The organism is Micromonospora sp. NPDC047793 (genome assembly GCF_040642635.1).
Lineage (GTDB): Bacteria > Actinomycetota > Actinomycetes > Mycobacteriales > Micromonosporaceae > Micromonospora.
In genome coordinates this window covers 1-18,869 of record NZ_JBEYSG010000014.1, presented here as the reverse complement: position 1 = coordinate 18,869, position 18,869 = coordinate 1, and the positions used below count along the sequence as shown (strand labels likewise).

At 72.0% G+C, this 18,869-nt stretch carries 10 protein-coding genes; all 10 read left to right on the top strand.

What is annotated here, in order from left to right:
- Nucleotides 1-15 precede the first annotated feature (15 nt).
- The 10 genes from ABZ738_RS23770 to gntD all read left to right on the top strand — a co-directional run bounded on the left by ABZ738_RS23770 (nt 16) and on the right by gntD (nt 18,722).
- Nucleotides 16-10,452 carry an amino acid adenylation domain-containing protein gene (locus tag ABZ738_RS23770; RefSeq protein WP_357216462.1) on the top strand — a complete coding sequence of 3,479 codons (10,437 nt, stop codon included), beginning with the start codon at nt 16-18 and terminating at the stop codon, nt 10,450-10,452.
- 12 nt (nt 10,453-10,464) lie between these two features.
- Nucleotides 10,465-10,683: an MbtH family protein gene (locus ABZ738_RS23765; protein ID WP_131051449.1), complete on the top strand. Its 219-nt coding sequence runs from the start codon at nt 10,465-10,467 to the stop codon at nt 10,681-10,683.
- The gene (locus tag ABZ738_RS23760; protein WP_357216459.1) at nt 10,680-12,236 is read left to right on the top strand and encodes a tryptophan halogenase family protein; all 1,557 of its coding nucleotides are present in this window, start codon (nt 10,680-10,682) and stop codon (nt 12,234-12,236) included. The genes ABZ738_RS23765 and ABZ738_RS23760 overlap by 4 nt, the downstream gene beginning before the upstream one ends.
- Nucleotides 12,236-12,778: a flavin reductase family protein gene (locus tag ABZ738_RS23755; protein ID WP_357216456.1), complete on the top strand. Its 543-nt coding sequence runs from the start codon at nt 12,236-12,238 to the stop codon at nt 12,776-12,778. The genes ABZ738_RS23760 and ABZ738_RS23755 overlap by 1 nt, the downstream gene beginning before the upstream one ends.
- The gene (locus tag ABZ738_RS23750; RefSeq protein ID WP_176092786.1) at nt 12,766-14,715 is read left to right on the top strand and encodes a RiPP maturation radical SAM C-methyltransferase; all 1,950 of its coding nucleotides are present in this window, start codon (nt 12,766-12,768) and stop codon (nt 14,713-14,715) included. The genes ABZ738_RS23755 and ABZ738_RS23750 overlap by 13 nt, the downstream gene beginning before the upstream one ends.
- Nucleotides 14,716-14,737: 22 nt before the next feature.
- Nucleotides 14,738-15,556 carry an alpha/beta fold hydrolase gene (locus ABZ738_RS23745; RefSeq protein ID WP_131051452.1) on the top strand — a complete coding sequence of 273 codons (819 nt, stop codon included), beginning with the start codon at nt 14,738-14,740 and terminating at the stop codon, nt 15,554-15,556.
- Between the two features lie 123 nt (nt 15,557-15,679).
- Nucleotides 15,680-16,426, top strand: coding sequence for a hypothetical protein (locus tag ABZ738_RS23740; RefSeq protein WP_131051453.1), 747 nt, complete (start codon nt 15,680-15,682; stop codon nt 16,424-16,426).
- Nucleotides 16,427-16,436: 10 nt separating this feature from the next.
- On the top strand, nt 16,437-17,477 hold the full coding sequence (locus ABZ738_RS23735; RefSeq protein ID WP_131051454.1) for a class I SAM-dependent methyltransferase: 1,041 nt from the start codon (nt 16,437-16,439) through the stop codon (nt 17,475-17,477).
- A 1-nt stretch (nt 17,478) separates the two neighbouring features.
- On the top strand, nt 17,479-17,706 hold the full coding sequence (locus tag ABZ738_RS23730) for an MbtH family protein (RefSeq protein WP_131051455.1): 228 nt from the start codon (nt 17,479-17,481) through the stop codon (nt 17,704-17,706).
- A complete protein-coding gene (gene gntD / locus ABZ738_RS23725) occupies nt 17,703-18,722 on the top strand; it encodes a guanitoxin biosynthesis L-enduracididine beta-hydroxylase GntD (protein ID WP_131051456.1) in 1,020 nt (339 codons plus the stop codon). The genes ABZ738_RS23730 and gntD overlap by 4 nt, the downstream gene beginning before the upstream one ends.
- Nucleotides 18,723-18,869 lie beyond the last annotated feature (147 nt).

The window sequence follows — 18,869 nt, the reverse complement described above, 5'->3', positions numbered from 1 at the left end:
TCCGAAGGGACCTCCATGTCTGACACCCTCGCCGAGCGGCTCGCCCAGCTCTCCCCGGAGCGACGCCGGCTGCTGCTGGAGCGGCTCGGCCGCGGCGACGCCCGTCCCACCGGGATTCCGCGTGCCCCGCGCGACGAGGCCCTGCCGCTGTCGTTCGCCCAGGAACGGCTCTACTTCCTGTGGCGGCTGGCGCCGGCCTCGGCGGCGTACCACGCGCCGGTGGCGGTGCGGCTGACGGGGCGGGTGGACGTGGCGGCGCTGGGCACCGCGCTGTCGGCGGTGGTGGCTCGGCACGAGGTGCTGCGGACCAGGTACGTCGACGGGGCGCAGGGCCCGGAGCAGGTGGTCGAGGCGGCGGCCCCGGTGCCGCTGCCGCTGGTGGACGTACCGGCCGGGGCCGGGGCGCAGGCGGCGCTGCGGGAGCTGATCGACGCCGAGACGCTGCGGCCGTTCGACCTGGCCGAGGGGCCGGTGCTGCGGGCCACGCTGTTCCGGCGGTCACCCGAGGAACACGTACTGCTGCTGGTGATGCACCACATCGCCTGCGACGGGTGGTCCCTGCCGATCATGTGGCGGGAGCTGTCCACGGTCTACCGGGACGGCGCGGCGGCGGCGGAGCGGCTGCCCGCGCTACCGGTGCAGGTCGCCGACGTCGCCTGGTGGCAGCGACGCCGCCAGGCCGACGGCGGGTACGAGCCCGGCCTGCGGCACTGGCAGGAGCAACTGACCGATGTTCCGGTGCTGGACCTGCCGGTCGCCCGGCCCCGCCCGGCCACCCCCACCTTCGCCGGTGACCGGGTGCCGGTCCGGCTGCCCGTTGCGGTCGCCGACGGGCTGCGGGAACTCGGCCGGTCCACCGGCTGCACCCCGTTCGTCGTGCTGCTCGCCGCCTTCCAGGTGCTGCTGTCCCGGCTCTCCGGCCAGCCGGACATCGCCGTCGGCACGCCGGTCGCCGGCCGGGACTCCGACGCCGTCGCCGGGCTGGTCGGCTTCTTCGCCAACACCGTCGTGCTCCGCGGTGACCTCTCCGGCAACCCCACCTTCACCGAGCTGCTCGGCCGCGTCCGGAGCGTCGTGCTCGACGGCCTGGCCCACCAGGACGTGCCGTTCGACCAGGTCGTCGAGCGGATCAACCCGGCCCGGGACGCCAGCGCCACCCCGCTGTTCCAGGTCATGTTCACCACCGACGGCGACGCGGCCGGCGCCAACGACGCCTGGGACCTGGGCGACGTCGACGTCGAGCCGTACTCGGGGGCGGCCCAGGGCGCGCAGGTCGACCTCACTCTCGGCCTGCGGGACGGTCCCGAGGGGCTGACCGGTGAACTCGAGTACAGCGTGGACCTCTTCGACGCCGACGCCGCCGAGCGGATCGTGGAGCACCTGGAACAGTTGCTCACCGGCATCGCCGAGGCACCGGACCGCCCGATCGGCGACTACCGCCTCTCCACCAGCCACGAGCGCCGTCTGGTGCGGGACTGGAACAGCACCCGGCTCAGCTACTCGCCGTCGATCTCCGTGGAGCAGCACTTCGAGGCGTACGCGGACGCCGCCCCGGACGCACCCGCGCTGGTCTGGGACGGGCGGACGCTCGACTACGGCACCGTCGAGGACCGCGCGAACCGGATCGCGAACCTGCTGCGCGGGCTCGGTGTCGGCATCGACGACCGGGTGGCGATCTGTGTCGGACGCGGCCACGACACCGTGGTCGCGCCGCTGGCCGTGCTCAAGGCCGACGCCGCGTTCATGCCGGTGGACCCGGAGCAGCCGGCGGCCCGCATCGCCGTGCTGCTCGACGACGCCGCGCCGACGGTGGTGCTCTGTGACGCCAGCACCGCAGCCGACCTGCCCACCGGTCCGTGGCGGCAGGTCCGGCTCGACGACCCGGCCACGCTCGCCGACGTGTCGGCCGCCCGTCCGCCGCGTACCGCCCCGCCGTCCGCCCTCGCGTACGTGATCTACACCTCCGGTTCGACCGGTACGCCGAAGGGCGTGATGGTCACCCGGGGCGGCACGGCGAACCTGCGCGCGGCCTGGACCACCTGGGACCCGGGACCGCTGCGCCGCTGGATGACGATCGCCAGCTCCGCCTTTGACGTCTTCGTCGGTGACGTCGTCCGTAGCCTGGCCTTCGGTAGCTGTCTGGTGCTCGGCCCCCGCTCCCTGGCCCGTGACCCGCAGGCGCTGGTGGGCGAGTTGGCGGCGGAGCGCGTCGACGCCTTCGACACGGTGCCCGCCGTGCTGACCGCCGTCACCGCGCACCTGACCGAGAGCGGCCGGCGGCTGCCCGACCTCAAGCTGCTGATGGTCGGCGCGGACAGCTTCGCGATCAGCGACTACGCCGCCGCGCTGGAGGTGCTGCCGCCGGGGGTGCGGATCGTCAACGCCTGGGGTGCCACCGAGACGTCGATCGACAGCACCATGTTCGCGGCCCGGCCCGGGGTGAGCACCGCCTCCGGCATCGTGCCGGTGGGTTCCCCGGTGGCCAACACCGCCGTGTACGTGCTCGACGAGCGGCTGCGTCCGGTCCCGATCGGAGTGGTCGGTGACCTGTACGTCGGCGGCCACGGGGTGACCCGGGGCTACCTCAACCGGCCCGGCCTCACCGCCGACCGGTTCCTGCCCGACCCGTACGGCAGCGACAGCGGCAGTCGGCTCTACCGCACCGGTGACCGGGGCCGGTGGCTCGCCGACGGGTCCGTCGAGTTCATCGGCCGCAGCGACGACCAGGTGCAGATCCGGGGTCACCGGGTCGAGCCGGGCGAGATCGAGGCGGTGCTGCGCGGGCACCACGCGGTCAGCGAGGCGTGCGTGGTGGCGGTCCGGGACGGGGTCTCCCACCACCGGCTGGTGGCGTACGTGGTGGCCGCGACCGGCACCGCGCCCACCGGCGGCGACCTCCGCGCGTACCTGGACGAGCGCCTGCCGGCGCAGTTGCGGGTCTCGGCGTTCGTGCCGATCGACCGGCTGCCCCGCACGCTCAGCGGCAAGGTGGACAAGTCCCGGCTGCCGGCGGTCACGCCCGAGGACGGCACGGTGGACCGGGTCGCCCCGCGCGACGAGACCGAACGGGCCGTGGCGCAGGTGTGGCAGCAGGTGCTGGGCCGGACCGACCCGATCGGCGTGCACGACGACTTCTTCGAGATCGGCGGGCACTCGCTGCTGGCCACCCGGGTCGTCTTCGGCCTGCGTCAGGCGCTCGGGATCGAGCTGCCGGTGCAGGCGGTGTTCGACGCCCCCACGGTCGCCTCGATGGCCGCCCGGCTCGCCACCACCGTGCACATCGCCGGCCCGGCCCCGATACCGGTGCCCCGCCTCTCCGACGGGATGCCGCTGTCGTACGCGCAGGAGCGGCTCTACTTCCTCTGGCAGTACGCGCCGGAGTCACCGGCGTACAACATGCCGGTCGCGGTGCGGCTGCACGGCGCGCTCGACGTGGACGCCCTGGCCGGCGCGCTCGGTGACGTGGTCGCCCGGCACGAGATCCTGCGGACCCACTACGTCGCCACCGACGACGGCCCGGTGCAGGTGGTCGACGCGCCGTACCGGGTCGAGCTGCCCGTGGTCACGGTCACCGGCCTCGCCGACGACCTGATCACCCGGGTCCTGCACGACGAGTGGGCCCGCCCGTTCGACCTGGGCAGCGGCCCGGTGCTGCGCGGCTTCCTGCTGCGGGTCGGCGAGCACGACCACGTGCTGCTGGTGGTGCTGCACCACATCGCCTACGACGGCTGGTCCCACCAGGTCGTGTGGCGCGAGGTGACCGAGTGCTACCGGGCCCGGCGGGCCGGCTGTGCGCCCGACCTCGACCCGGTGACCCTGCACTACGCCGACTTCGCCTGGTGGCAGCGGGAGCGGCGGGACAGCGGCCGGTACGAGGAGGCGCTCGACTACTGGCAGGGGCAACTCGCCGACCTGCCGGTGCTGCGTCTGCCGCTGGACCGGCCGCGCCCGGCGACGCCCAGCTTCGCCGCCGACCGGGTCCGGCTGGAGGTGCCGGCCGAGACCGTCCGGCGGCTACGGGACCTCTCCGCGGCACGCGGCGTCACGCCGTTCATGGTGCTGCTGGCCGCCTTCCAGGTGCTCCTGGCGCGGGTGAGCGGCCAGCGCGACATCGCCGTCGGCACCCCGGTCACCGGCCGTGACCACCCCGAACTCGCCGACGTGGTCGGCTTCCTGGTCAACAGCGTCGTGGTCCGCACCGAGCTGGGCGACAGCCCGCACGGCCCGACCTTCGCCGAGCTGCTGGAGCGGGTACGCGGCACGGTGCTCGGCGCGCTCAGCCACGCCGAGGTGCCCTTCGACCAGGTGGTGGAGCGGCTCAACCCGGTCCGGGACCAGAGCATGTCGCCGCTGTTCCAGGTGATGTTCACGCTGGCCGGGGCCGAGGACGAGCCCACCGGCCTGGCCGACGTCGAGGTGCGGACGCAGGATCTCGCGCTCTCGTCGCTCCAGTTCGACCTGGCGCTGATGATGCACCTGGTCGACGACCGGCTCACCGGTGAGGTCTACTTCGCCACCGACCTGTTCGACCACACCACCGTGGAGCTGCTGGCCGACCGACTGGTCCGGCTGGTGGGCAACCTGGTGGCGGAGCCGACGGCACCGGTCTGCGCGGTGGAGATCCTGGCCGAGCGGGAACGGCGGGAACTGCTCACCACCTGGGCGGGCAGTGCCGGTGCGGTGTCCGCCCTGACCCTGCCGGAACTGTTCGAGGCGCAGGTCGCGGCCACCCCGTCGGCCCCCGCCGTCGAGGCGGACGGGCGCACGCTGCGCTACACCGAACTCAACGAGCGGGCCAACCGCCTGGCCCGTACCCTCGTCGCCCGGGGCGTCGGCCCGGAGCGGACGGTCGCGCTCGCGTTGCCCCGCTCGATCGACCTGATCGTCGCCATCGTCGCGGTCGCCAAGACCGGTGCGGCCTACCTGGCGGTGGACCTCACGTATCCCGCCGAGCGGCTCGCCTTCCTGCTCGACGACAGCGCGCCCACGGTGGTGCTCACCACCCGGGCGGGGCTGGCCGTGCCACCGGTGGCGGCGGCGTCCACCGCGGTGGTGCTGGAGGAGATCGACCTGGCGGCGGCCTCTCCGGCGAACCTCTCCGACACCGACCGGCTCGGCCCGCTGCGGGTCGCCGACCCGGCGTACCTCATCTACACCTCGGGCTCCACCGGCGTGCCCAAGGGCGTCGAGGTGACCCACGCCGGTCTGGCCGGGCTGCTGGCCAACCAGATCGTCCGGCACGACGCCCGGCCCGGCGCGCGGGTGTCGCAGCTGGTGTCGCCGAGCTTCGACGTGATGGTGGCAGAGGTGTCGATGGCGCTGCTGGCCGGCGGCTGCCTCGTGGTGTCGCCGACCACCGTGGCCGGCGAGGAACTCCACGCCTACCTGGCCGAGCACCGGATCAGCCACGCGCACATCCCGCCGTCGGTGCTGGCCACCGTCCCGCAACGGGAGCTGCCGCACCTGAGAGCGATCATCACCGGTGGCGAGGGCTGCCCGCCCGACGTGGCCGCGTACTGGTCGACGGGCCGTCGCATGGTCGTCGCGTACGGGCCGACCGAGGCGACCATCGACGTCAGCTCCCGGGTGTACGAGGCCGACGGCCCGCCCGACCCGCAGTCGGTCCGCTCCGACATCGGTCGCCCCATCTCGGGTGCCCGGGTCTACGTGCTGGACGAGGGGCTGCGGCTGGTGGCGCCCGGGGCGGCCGGCGAACTGTACGTGGCCGGTCCCGGGCTGGCCCGTGGCTACCGGGGACGGCCCGGCCTGACCGCCTCGCGGTTCGTCGCCGACCCGTACGGACCGGCCGGATCGCGTATGTACCGCACCGGTGACCTGGTGCGGTGGCGGCCCGACGGCGGGTTGAGCTTCCTCGGCCGCGCCGACGAGCAGGTCAAGGTCCGCGGGTTCCGGGTCGAGCTGGGTGAGATCGAGGCGGTGCTGGCGGCGGGCCCCGGAGTGGGCCAGGTCGCGGTGGTGGTCCGCGAGGACCGCCCCGGCGACCAGCGGCTGGTGGGTTACGTCTGTGCGGCGGACGGTGCCCGGGTCGACGTGGAGGAGCTGCGGGCCTCGGCGGCCGAGCGGCTGCCCGGTTTCATGGTGCCGTCGGCGATCGTGAAGCTGTCGGCGCTGCCGCTGACGCCGAACGGCAAGCTGGACCGGGCCGCGTTGCCGGCACCGACCCGTGGCGCCGGTGGCGGACGCCGGCCGGTCGGTCCCCGCGAGTCGGTGCTGTGCGGGCTCTTCGCCGAGGTGCTCGGCGTCGACCGGGTCGGCGTCGACGACGGCTTCTTCGACCTGGGCGGGCACTCGCTGCTGGCCACCCGCCTGGTCTCCCGGGTGCGGTCGGTGCTGGGGGTGGAGCTGACCATCCGGGCGTTGTTCGAGAACCCGACCGTGGCCGCGCTCGCCAAGGCGATCGACCCCACGGTGACGGCCCGACCGGCGGTCCGCCCGGTGCCGCGCGGCGAGCGGATCCCGCTCTCCTTCGGCCAGCAGCGTCTCTGGTTCCTGGACCGGATGGACGGCACCGACACCGGCGCCCGCAACACGCCGATCGCGTTGCGGCTGGCCGGTTCGCTCGACGCCGACGCGCTCGCCGCCGCCGTCGCCGACCTGGTGGCGCGGCACGAGCCGCTGCGCACCGTGTTCGGCGAGGAGGGCGGGGTGCCGTTCCAGACGGTCCTGCCGCCGACCCGGCCGCCGATGCCGGTGCGGGACATCACCGAGGCGGACCTCGCCGACGCGCTGGCCTCGGCCACCGCGCAGGGCTTCGACCTCGCCGCGCAGATCCCGCTGCGGGCGCAGCTGTTCCGGATCGACCCGGAACTGCACGTGCTGCTGCTGGTCATGCACCACATCGCGGTCGACGGGGCGTCGCTCGCCCCGCTGAGCCGGGATCTGGCCGACGCCTACTCGCTGCGCCGGCAGGGCAGGGCCCCGCAGTGGTCGCCGCTGCCGGTGCAGTACGCCGACTACGCGGTCTGGCAGCGGGAGATCCTCGGCGACGACGGCGACCGGGACAGCGAGGTCAACCGGCAACTCGACTACTGGCGGGCCAACCTGGCCGGTGCGCCGGAGGAACTGTCGCTGCCCACCGACCGGGCCCGCCCGCCGGTGGCCAGCTACGCGGGGGACACCGTCGCCCTGCGGCTCGACTCCGACCAGCACGACGGGCTGCTGCGCCTGGCCCGCGACCGGCGACTGAGCCTGTTCATGGTGGTGCAGGCCGGGCTCGCCGCGCTGCTGTCCCGGATGGGCGCGGGCACCGACATCCCGATCGGCACCCCGTCGGCGGGCCGGGGTGACCCGGCGCTGGAGGCGATGGTCGGCTACTTCGTCAACACGCTGGTGCTGCGCACCGACGTCGGCGGCGACCCGAGCTTCGCCGAGCTGCTCGACCGGGTACGCGACACCGACCTGGCCGCCTACGACCACCAGGACGTGCCCTTCGAGCGTGTCGTGGAGGCGGTCAGCCCGACCCGTTCGCTGGCCCGGTTCCCGCTGTTCCAGGTGCTGCTGGCCTTCCAGAACAACGCCTCGGCCGCGTTCGACTTCGCCGGGTTGCAGGTCAGCCACGAGGCGGTCCGGCACGGGGTGTCCGAGTACGACCTGACGCTCGACGTGTTCGAGGACTACGGTCCGGACGGCTCTCCGGCGGGCCTGCGCGGCTACCTGGAGTACTCGACCGACCTGTTCGACGAGCCGTCGGTGGCGGCCCTGGCCGAGCGCCTGGTGCGGCTGCTCTCCGCTGCGGCGACCGACCCGCACCTGCCGGTCAGCGAGCTGGAGGTGATGTCGGCGCAGGAACGTCAGGCGCTCACCGTGGACTGGATGGGCCCGAGTCGGCCCGCGCCGCCGGTGCGGCTGATCGACCTGCTCGCCGAGCAGGTGGCCGCCACCGGTGAAGAGGTGGCGGTGGTCCACGACGACACCCGGATGACCTTCGCCGAGCTGGACGGGCGGGCCAACCGGCTGGCCCGGTTGCTGGTCGACCGGGGGGTCGGCCCGGAGCGGGTGGTCGCGCTGGCCGTACCGAGGTCGGCGGAGATGGTCGTGGCGCTGTTCGCGGTGCTCAAGGCCGGTGGCGCGTACCTGCCGCTGGACCTGGAGCATCCGGCGGACCGGCTGGCGTTCATGCTGGCCGACGCCGCGCCGGTGGTGGTGCTCGGCACCGCCGCCGGGCTCGCGGCGCTGCCCCCGCTGACCACCCCCGTGGTCCGGCTCGACGACGAGGCGGTCCGCACCGAGCTGGCCGCGCTCTCCGACGCGGAGCTGGCCGACCCGGAACGTCTCCAGCCGCTGCGGCCGGAGAACCCCGCGTACGTCATCTACACCTCCGGGTCGACGGGTCGGCCGAAGGCCGTCGTGATCGAACACCGGGGCATGGTCAACCTGTACTGGAGCCACCGCACCACGTTCTTCCGGCCCGAGGTGGCAGCGGCCGGCGGCGGCCGGTTGCGGATCGGCTTCACCGCGCCGCTGACGTTCGACACCTCGTGGGACTCGCTGCTCTGGATGCTCGACGGGCACGAGCTGCACGTCATCAACGACTTCGTGCGCCGCGACGCGGAGGCCTTCGTCGACTACATCGACCGGCAGCGCATAGGGTTCGTGGACCTGACGCCGTCGTTCATGCAGCAGCTCGTCGCGGCCGGCATGTTCGCCGACGGCCGGCACCACCCGACCGTGCTGATGGTCGGCGGCGAGGCCGTCACCGAGACGCTGTGGAACGCGATGCGGGCCACCCCGGACACCGCCAGCTACAACTTCTACGGCCAGACCGAGTGCTCGAACGACACCGCGTCGTACCGGGTCTCCGACGGGGACGTGCCGCTGATCGGCAAGCCGATCCTCAACTCCCGGCTGTACGTGCTGGACGAGGCGCTGCGGATGGTGGCACCCGGCGCCGCCGGTGAGCTGTACGTGGCCGGTGCCGGCCTGGGCCGGGGCTACTGGGGACGCGCCGGACTCACCGCGACCCGGTTCGTCGCCGACCCCTTCGGCCCGCCCGGATCGCGCATGTACCGCACCGGCGACGTGGTGCGCTGGGGGCTGGACGGCAACCTGAGCTTCGTCGGCCGCGCCGACGACCAGGTGAAGGTCCGCGGGTTCCGGGTGGAGCTCGGCGAGATCGAGGCCGTCCTGGCCGCCGACCCCGCCGTCGGCCAGGTCGCCGTGGTGGTACGCGAGGACCGCCCCGGCGACCAGCGACTGGTCGGGTACGTCTGCCCGGTCGCCGGTGGCCAGGTCGACCTGGCCGCCCTGCGGGCGCTGGCCGGCGAACAACTCCCCGGCTTCATGGTGCCCTCGGCGCTGGTGCCGATGGACTCGCTGCCGCTGACTCCCAACGGCAAGCTGGACCGCACGGCGCTGCCCGTCCCGGAGTCGACCGGCGGCGCCGGTGGTCGGGGACCGGTGGGCCCCCGCGAGACGGTGCTCTGCGGCCTGTTCGCCGAGGTGCTGGGCCTGGACGCGGTCGGTGTCGACGACGGCTTCTTCGACCTGGGCGGCCACTCGCTGCTGGCGACCCGCCTGGTCTCCCGGGTGCGGGCCGCGCTGGGCGTGGAGCTGACCATCCGGGCGCTGTTCGAGAACCCGACCGTGGCCAGCCTCGCGTCGGCCGTCGAGTCCGGGGTGGCCGCCGACCCGTTCGACGTGCTGATGCCGATGCGCGTGCACGGCGACGGCGCGCCGCTGTTCTGCGTACACCCGGTCGGTGGTCTGAGCTGGTGCTACTCGGGGCTGCTCCGGCAGTCGGGCATCGACCGGCCGATCTACGGGTTGCAGGCGCGCGGCGCGGACGGCGGTGAGGTGCTGGCCGGCAGCGTCGAGGAGATGGCCGCCGACTACCTCGCCGAGATCCGGCGGATCCAGCCGCACGGCCCCTACCACCTGCTCGGCTGGTCCTTCGGTGGTCTGGTCGCGCACGCCATGGCCACCCGCCTGCAGGCCGACGGGGAGCAGGTCGCGGTGCTCACGCTGATCGACAGCTACCCGGCGATGGACGTGGAGGACGTCCGGGTGGAGACCGCGGCCGAGGCCCGGGCGCTGCTCTTCGACGCCCTCGGCCGGCCGGGTGCGGCCACCGACCGGGACGCGACGACCGGGGACCCGGAGGACGAGGAGCGGCCCGATCCGGGCGACGAACTGCTCGACGCGAAGACCGTGGAGGCGCTGACCGGGGTGGTGCTCAACAACGCCCGCCTGATGGACGCGTTCACGCCCGAACGCTTCCACGGCGACGTGCAGTTGTTCGTGGCCACCCGGACCTGGGACGACCGCCTCGACCCGGCCACGGTCTGGCAGGCGTACGTCGACGGCCGCGTCGACGTGCTGCCGGTCGACGACGAGCACGACCGGATGACGCAGGCTCCGGCACTGGACACCATCGGCCCGGCGTTGGCCGACCGGTTGCGGCACGCCCGTGACCACGAGATCCCCACGGCATGAGAGGAACCACCGATGACGCAGCCGGATGACGTCCGTTTCAAGGTCGTGGTCAACCACGAGGAGCAGTACTCGGTGTGGTGGTCGGACCGGCCCAACCCGCCGGGCTGGCAGGACGAGGGCACCGACGGCACCCGTCAGGAGTGCCTCGACCACATCGACCGGGTGTGGAAGGACATGCGGCCGCGCAGCGTGCGGACCGTTCGGGAAGCGATCCAGGGAGCGCAGGCATGATGATCCGCGACGTTGTCATCGTCGGTGGCGGGACCGCCGGCTGGATGACCGCCACCTACCTCAAGACCGCCTTCCAGGACCGGATCTCGGTCACCCTCGTGGAGTCGGCGGCGGTCGGCACGATCGGCGTCGGCGAGGCGACGTTCAGCACCATCCGGCACTTCTTCGACTACCTGGGGCTGGACGAGCGGGAGTGGATGCCGCAGTGCAGCGGCTCCTACAAGCTGGCCATCAAGTACGACAACTGGCGCGGCGACGGCAGCCACTTCTTCCACCCGTTCGAGCGGCTGCGGACCTCCGACGGGTTCACCGCGGCGGAGTGGAACCTGGCCCTCGGCGACCCGACCGAGAGCTTCGACCGGGGCTCGTTCATCACGCCGTACCTCTGCGAGGCGCAGCGCTCCCCGCGCATGCTCGACGGCAGCCTGTTCACCGCGAGCCTCGACGGTGAGCTGGGCCGCTCCACCCTGGACGAGCAGCGGGCGCAGTTCCCGTACGCCTACCACTTCGACGCCGCGCTGATGGCCCGCTACCTGACCAAGCTCGGTGTCGCGCAGGGCGTCCGGCACGTCGTCGACGACGTGGTGGGTGTCGGGCAGGACGAGCGCGGCTGGATCACCCACGTCTCCACCCGCGACCAGGGCGACGTCACCGGTGACCTCTTCATCGACTGCACCGGCTTCCGGGGCCTGCTGATCAACCAGACGTTGAAGGAGAAGTTCGTCTCCTTCACCGACGTGCTGCCGAACAACCGCGCGGTGGCGCTGCGGGTGCCCCGCGACATGGCGGAGCACGGGATCGCCCCCTACACCAGGGCCACCGCCCAGGACGCCGGCTGGATCTGGACCATCCCGCTGTACGGCCGGATCGGCACCGGCTACGTCTACTCCGACGAGTTCTGCGAGCCGGAGGAGGCGGAGCGCACGCTGCGCGAGTTCGCCGCGCCCGGTCAGGACGACCTGCAGGCCAACCACATCCGGATGCGGATCGGTCGCAACGAGCGGTCCTGGGTGAACAACTGCGTCGCGGTCGGCCTCTCCAGCGGTTTCGTCGAGCCGCTGGAGTCCACCGGCATCTTCTTCATCCAGCACGCCATCGAGCAGTTGGTGAAGCACTTCCCGGACAACACCTGGGACGAGACGCTCATCCGTGGCTACAACGACAAGGTCGCGCGGGTGATCGACGGGGTCAAGGAGTTCCTGGTCCTGCACTACGTCGCCTCGCCCCGGCAGGACACCGACTACTGGCGGGAGACCAAGGTCCGGGCGATCCCGGACGGGCTGGCCGAGCGCCTGGAGACCGCGGCCGTGCGGCTGCTCGACGAGAGCACGATCTACCCGTACTACCACGGGTTCGAGGTCTACTCGTGGATCACGATCTGCCTCGGGATGGGTCTCGCCCCGAAGAGTCCCCGGCCGGCGCTGGCGCACATCGACCCCACCCGCGCGTCGGCCGAGCTGGCCGCGATCCGGGCCGACGCGGAGCGGCTGGTGAGCACCCTGCCGAGCGCGTACGAGTACCTGAGCACCATCCAACCGGCGGCGGAGGGGTGATGACGGTCGTACCGATGCGTCCCGGATCCGAGCCGTCGCTGGCCGACGGCTGCCGGACCTTCATGAGCGGTTTCCCGACCGGCGTGGCGGTGGTGACCAGTGTGGACGGCGAGGGGGCGCCGTGGGGGCTGACCTGCTCGTCGCTGATGAGCGTCACGCTGGAGCCGCCGACGCTGCTGGTCAGCCTCAAGGTGGGTAGCCGCACGCTGGCCGCCATCGAGGACCGGGGGAGGTTCGGGGTCAACCTGCTGCACGCCGGGGGCCAGCGGGCCGCCGAGGTCTTCGCCACCGGTCAGGCGGACCGCTTCCACCAGGTGAGGTGGCAGCCCCGAGGCGACGACCGGTTGCCGTGGCTGATGGAGGACGCCTGCGGGTTCGCCGCCTGCGCCCTCTCCGACGTCCGGGTCGTCGGTGACCACGCGCTGGTGGTGGGCCAGGTCTCCGACGTCCAGTACACCGCCGACACCCCGCTGCTGTACGGGTTGCGCCAGTACTCGCGCTGGCAGCCCTCGATCGTGGAAGGGTCCACGTGCGCCAGCTAGTCCTCGTCAACATGCCCTTCGCCGACCGGCGTCGACCGTCGTTCGCGCTCAGTCAGCTCTCCGCGTTGGTCCGCCGGGACTTCCCGGACGACTTCGACGTGCGGGTCTGCTACCTCAACCACGACTTCGTCCGCTACTTCGGCGCGCAGGAGTACGACGCCATCGCCGGGGACATGGACTTCCACGTCGCCGGGGTGGGGGACTGGATGTTCCGGCAGCTCGCCTTCCCGGAGCTGCCGGACAACGTGGACGAGTACTTCAGCCGCTACTTCACCGGCCCGGCAAAGGCCGACCTGCGGCGTACCGTGCTGCGCCGCCGCGAGGGTCTCAAGGACTTCCTGCGCGGCATGGTGGAGAAGTACCGCCTCGACGAGGCGGACCTGCTCGGCTTCAGCTCGATGTTCACGCAGAACCTGCCCAGTCTCGCGGCGGCCCGGATGGTCAAGGACCGCAACCCGGCGGTGACCACGCTGATCGGCGGCGCCAACTGCGAGGCGCCGATGGGCGCGGCGTTGGCGCAGAACTGCCCGCAGCTCGACTTCGTCTTCTCCGGCCCGGCGCTGGTCACGTTCCCCGAGTTCCTGCGCAGCGTGCTCGACGACGACCTGGAGCGGGCGCACCGGATCCGTGGGGTCGTCACCCGGCGGAACCAGATGGAGAGCCGCTACCGCAAGGGGATCGGCCCCAACGCCGACATCGACGACTACTTCGACCCCGACTACACCGAGTTCCGCGAGTCGTTCGACCAGATGGTGCAGCTACCGGCCGCCGCGGCGGAGCCGATGCTGTTCTTCGAGACCTCGCGGGGCTGCTGGTGGGGGGAGCGGGCACACTGCACGTTCTGCGGTCTCAACGGTCAGACCATGGCCTACCGGGCGATGCGACCGGAGAACGCGCTCAAGCAGTTCGACTGGCTCTTCTCGCACGCGCCGTGGGCGAAGAAGTACTGCTGCACGGACAACATCATGCCGATGGACTACCTCACCGACGTGTTCCCGAAGCTCGATCCGCCCGAGGGCATCTCGATCTTCTACGAGGTGAAGGTCGGCCTGGACATCGAGGACATGACGGTGCTGGAACGCGCCGGGGTGAACGAGATCCAGCCGGGCATCGAGGCGATGGCGACGCCGACGCTCAAGCTGATGCGCAAGGGCACGTCGTCGTTCCAGAACATCCAGTTCCTGAAGAACTGCCTGCGGCTCGGGATCAGCCCGGTGTGGAACCTGCTGATCGGGTTCCCCGGCGAGGCCGAGGAGACCTACCGGCGCTACGTCGAGGACCTGCCGCTGCTGGCCCACCTGCCGCCGCCGCAGGGCTGCTTCCCGGTGCGGTTCGACCGGTTCAGCCCGTACTTCAACAACGCCGCCGAGTACGGGCTGGACCTGGAACCGGTGGACCACTACCGGCTGACGTACCCGTTCGACCGTGACGGCCTGCGCGACGTGGCCTACTACTTCGCCGACCAGAACGTCTCCGACTACATGATCTCGTCGGCGACCTGGCTGCGTCCGCTGCGCGAGCGGGTCGGGCAGTGGAACTCGGCGTGGGCGGCGGGCAGCGGCCCGGCGCTGACCCTGACCCGGACGGCCGGTGGCACCACGATCCGGGACACCCGCGCGGGTGCGGAGCTGGTCTACCCGATCGACGAGGTCGACACCGAGCTGCTGCTGCACCTCGACAAGCCGGTACGGGTGGACAAGCTGGGCGCCGAGCTGCCGCATCTGGCCGAGGTGCTGGAGGCGCGGCTGGCCGGACTGCGGGAACGCGGGCTGCTCTTCTTCGAGGGACACCGGGTGATGAGCGTCTGCGTCTCCGACAGCGACGTCGACCCGATGCCCCGCCCCCGCCGCACCGTGGTCGGCGGGACGCGGTCGCTGCCGCTGTCGCCGACCCGGCCGCCCCGGGACGTCCGGAACCTGTCCCTTCCGGTGGCCTGACCCAGGAGCGAGGGAGCCAGTCATGCCACTCGTCGTGGCCAACGGCACGAAGATCAGCTATGCCGAGCGCGGCACCGGGGAACCCGTCGTCCTGGTGATGGGGACCGGTAGCCCGGGCAGCGTGTGGCAGCTGCACCAGGTGCCGGCGCTGGTGGCGGCCGGGTACCGGGTCGTCACCTTCGACAACCGTGGCGTCGCGCCGGTGCCGCCGGGCGCGGCGAAGCCGACCGTGGAAGACCTCGTCGGCGACGTCGTCGCCCTGGTCGAGCGAATCTGCGGCGGCCGGGCCCGGCTGGTCGGCACGTCGATGGGCGCGCACGTGGTGCAGGAGGTGATGGTCACCCGGCCGGACCTGGTGCAGCAGGCGGTGCTGATGGCGACGCGGGGCCGGACCGACACGTTCCGGGGCGCGCTCGCCACGGCGGAGGCGGCCATCGCGCTGGGGGAGGCGACGCTGCCGCCGCAGGCGTACGCCGTGTGGCGGCTGATCCAGAGCCTGTCCCCGCACACGCTCAACGACGAGAAGCAGGCCCGCTCCTGGCTGGACCTGATGGAGTTCTTCCCGCCCTCTCTGGAGGTGGCCGAGGCCCAGACCGAACTGGAACGGATGGCGGACCGGCTCGACGCGTACCGGGCCGTCACACCGCCGACGGACGGCACTCTGGTGGTCGGCTTCGCCGACGACCTGGTGACTCCGCCGCATCTCGGTCGGGAGGTCGCCGAGGCGATCCCCGGCGCCCGGTTCACCGAGGTCGCCCGGTGCGGGCACTTCGGTTATCTGGAACGGCCGGACGCCGTCAACGCCCTGCTCGTCGAGTTCTTCCGGTCAACCGTGGCGTGACCGTGTTCCTTCCGCATGTTCGACGCGATGAAAGTGCGTTGTCCGCGCCGCGACCGGTGGCTCGGGTATGGGCGAAAACGGCGTAAGAGAAGCGAATAGGAGGTAACTGTGGAAGCTTCTGTGGTGGATCCCCTCGCGAAACTCGCGGCGCACGAGGTCAGCTCGGAACAGCTGACCGAGGCACGTGAGCACCTCGCGAAGTTCGGTTTCACAAAAGTGTCCTTCGTCGTTCCGGAGGAGTTGAAGGAGACCGTCGCGACCGAGGTGCTGAACCTGGTCGGCGAGGCCGGTGTCCGACGCGACCTGCGGTTCGCCGCGACCGGCAACACCCTGCGCCGGATGCGCAACGTGCGACGGGACGAGGTGGCCGAGCGCAGCACGGTCATCCCGGCGGTGTACCAGTCCGAGGCCCTGCTCGCGCTGCTCTCGAAGGTGGCCGGCGAAGCCGTGCTGCCCTGCCCGTACGAGCCGGAGCAGTACGTGATCACCCGGCTCGAGGAGAGCGGGGACACGCACGGCTGGCACTGGGACGACTACGCCTTCGCGCTGGTCTGGATCATCGAGTGCCCGGCGGTCGAGCACGGCGGCTTCGTGCAGTGCGTGCCGGGGACGACGTGGAACAAGGAGAACCCGGAGATCCACCGGGCATTCCTGGCCGGCCCGACCTATTCGGCCTCCTTCGTGCCCGGTGACCTCTATCTGATGCGCACCGACACCACCTTGCACAGGGTCTATCCGATCACCGGGGGAGTACGGACGATCATCAATATGGGTTACGCCGCCACCACCGATCTGGAACGGCACATCTCACACGAGACGATGGACGCGTTGTGGGCTGAGTCGTCTCCGGCGGCGCCACAAATCCGCTAAGGAGGAAACAATGACCGACACCATCGTCGAGACATATTCTGCGGACGCTCCCTCGTACACGGTCGGAGCAGCCGCGAGCCTCTTCTCGTCCTATGTGGTCACCTCGGCGATCTCCGCCAGCCACCAGATCGGCCTGCTCGACCTGTTGCACGCCGAGGGCGGCACGGACGTGGCCACGGCCGCCGGCAACCGCCTCGACCACGGCGTGGTCCGGGGGCTGCTGGACACGCTGGTCTGGGCGAAGGTGGTCGAGGCCGACGGGGACCGGTACCGGACCGGACCGGGCTTCGCCGACGTCTACGCCGCCCGGGGCTACTTCTACTGGGTGGTCAAGGGGTGCGGCGAACTGTTCTCCATCGCCCCGGACGTCGCCGCACCCGAACAGCGGACGGGCGACTTCTACCACCGCGACATGCGGGCCGTGGCGATCGGCTCCCGGCTGATCGGCGACAGCGAGGTGGAGCCGCTCTTCGACGAGATCGTCACCGGGCTCGACTTCGCCGTGATCGCCGACCTCGGCTGCGGCTCCGGGCAGCGCCTGATCCGGATCGCCCAGCGCGACCCGTCGGTGAGCGCGGTCGGCGTCGACATCGCCCGGGGCTCGGTGGAACTGGCCGAGAAGTCGGTGGCCGACGCGGGCCTGGAGGGTCGCGTCCACATCGTCCAGGGTGACGTGCTGGCCCTGGAGCCCACCGAGGTCTTCGCCGACGTGGAGGTGGTGACCTGCGTCTTCATGGGCCACGACTTCTGGCCGATGCAGCGGTGCGTCGACGGGCTGGCCAACCTGCGCCGGGCGTTCCCGAACGTCAAGCGACTGATGCTCTGCGACGTGGTCCGTACCCCGGGTCCGGCCAGCCCGGAGACGACCACCATCTTCACCCTCGGCTTCGAGCTGATCCACGCCCTGATGGGCGTCTACATCCCCAGTCGGGAGGAGTGGTTGGAGGCGTTCGAGGCAGCCGGGTGGGACCTGGTCCGCGAGCGTCACGTCGCCGCGCCTCCGTCCGGGATCCTCTTCGAGCTGGTCCCGTCGGCCCCCAGGAGCGCCTGAGATGTCCAACCCGTTCGACCGGCCTGACGGCACATACCTGGTGCTGGTCAACGCCGAAGCGCAGTACTCCCTGTGGCCCGAGTCGAACCCGGTGCCCGACGGCTGGTCGGTGGCGCACGGCCCGGCCGGGCGCGACGACTGCCTCGCCTTCGTCGAGATCACCTGGGCGGACATGCGGCCGGCGAGCCTCGCCCGGGCGATGGCGGCGGACTCCGGAGCGTCCCGGTGACCACCGACTGGCCCCGATACCAGCTCAGCGACGCCGATCTGACGGCGTTGCGTGCGATCAGCGAGACCGTACGCTCGACGCCCGACGTGGACCCCCGGCAGCCGGACTTCTACGACCGCCACCGGTACGCGGTGCGGCACCTGCCGGCCGGTCTCTGGGAGTTCCTGGACGAGTTCCGGCACGGCGAGCCGGCCGCGGCCTGCTCGGTGCTCGGCTTCCCGGTCGACGACGGGCAGGTCGGGCCGACGCCGACGCACTGGGACGCCGAGCGGCGCGGCAGCCACGTCACCGAGGTCGAGGTGTTCATGGCGCTGTGCGGCATGGCGCTGGGGGATCCGTTCACCTGGACCACCCTCCAGGGCGGGCGGCTCATCCAGAACATCGTGCCGATCGCCGGTGACGAGGTGCGGCAGAACGGTCACGGCAGCGAGGCGTTGCTGGAGTTCCACACCGAGGACGCCTTCCACCCGAGCCGCTGCGACTACCTGCTGCTGTTCGGCGTCCGCAACGAGGACAAGGTGGCCACCACGGTGGCGTCGGTCCGGGAACTGGACCTGGACCCGGCCGACGTCGAGGTGCTGCGGCAGCCGCGCTATCACATCCTTCCCGACGACGAGCACATCCGTCAGCTCACCCTGAGCCAGCCGGACCATCCGGCCCTCAAGCTGGTCGAGCGGATGCGGGACGACCCGGATCCGGTCGCCGTGCTGTTCGGCGATCCGTCCCGGCCGTACCTGCGGATCGACCTGCCGTTCATGCGGTGCGTGGGGGGTGACGACGACGCAGCCGCCCGGCGGGCGCTGGACGCGCTGCACTCGCAGTTGCTCGCCCACCAGCACGACGTGGTGGTGGAGCGCGGCACGCTGCTCATCGTCGACAACTACCAGGCGGTGCACGGCCGCAAGTCGTTCCGGGCCCGGTACGACGGGACCGATCGGTGGCTTAAGAAGTTGACGGTCAGCCGCAACCTGCGGTCGGGCAGCGGGTCGCCGGCGGGCGGCCGGGTGCTGGTCTGACCGGGAACACCGGTGGTGGGGGGGGGGGGCGCGCCCCCCCCCCCCCCCCCCCCCCCCCGGCCGGGGGATGGGGAACGGAAATAATAAGCCTGGGCGCACCCGCCCGCGCGGGGGGGCCGGCCCCCCGGGGGGCGCGGGGGCGGGGCG

What these genes read in the sequence shown, in the direction of transcription:
- ABZ738_RS23730 (WP_131051455.1), top strand. Translation starts at nt 17,479, where the DNA reads ATGTCCAACCCGTTCGACCGGCCTGACGGCACATACCTGGTGCTGGTC.
- ABZ738_RS23760 (WP_357216459.1), top strand. Translation starts at nt 10,680, where the DNA reads ATGATGATCCGCGACGTTGTCATCGTCGGTGGCGGGACCGCCGGCTGG.
- ABZ738_RS23735 (WP_131051454.1), top strand. Translation starts at nt 16,437, where the DNA reads ATGACCGACACCATCGTCGAGACATATTCTGCGGACGCTCCCTCGTAC.
- ABZ738_RS23745 (WP_131051452.1), top strand. Translation starts at nt 14,738, where the DNA reads ATGCCACTCGTCGTGGCCAACGGCACGAAGATCAGCTATGCCGAGCGC.
- ABZ738_RS23770 (WP_357216462.1), top strand. Translation starts at nt 16, where the DNA reads ATGTCTGACACCCTCGCCGAGCGGCTCGCCCAGCTCTCCCCGGAGCGA.
- ABZ738_RS23755 (WP_357216456.1), top strand. Translation starts at nt 12,236, where the DNA reads ATGACGGTCGTACCGATGCGTCCCGGATCCGAGCCGTCGCTGGCCGAC.
- ABZ738_RS23765 (WP_131051449.1), top strand. Translation starts at nt 10,465, where the DNA reads ATGACGCAGCCGGATGACGTCCGTTTCAAGGTCGTGGTCAACCACGAG.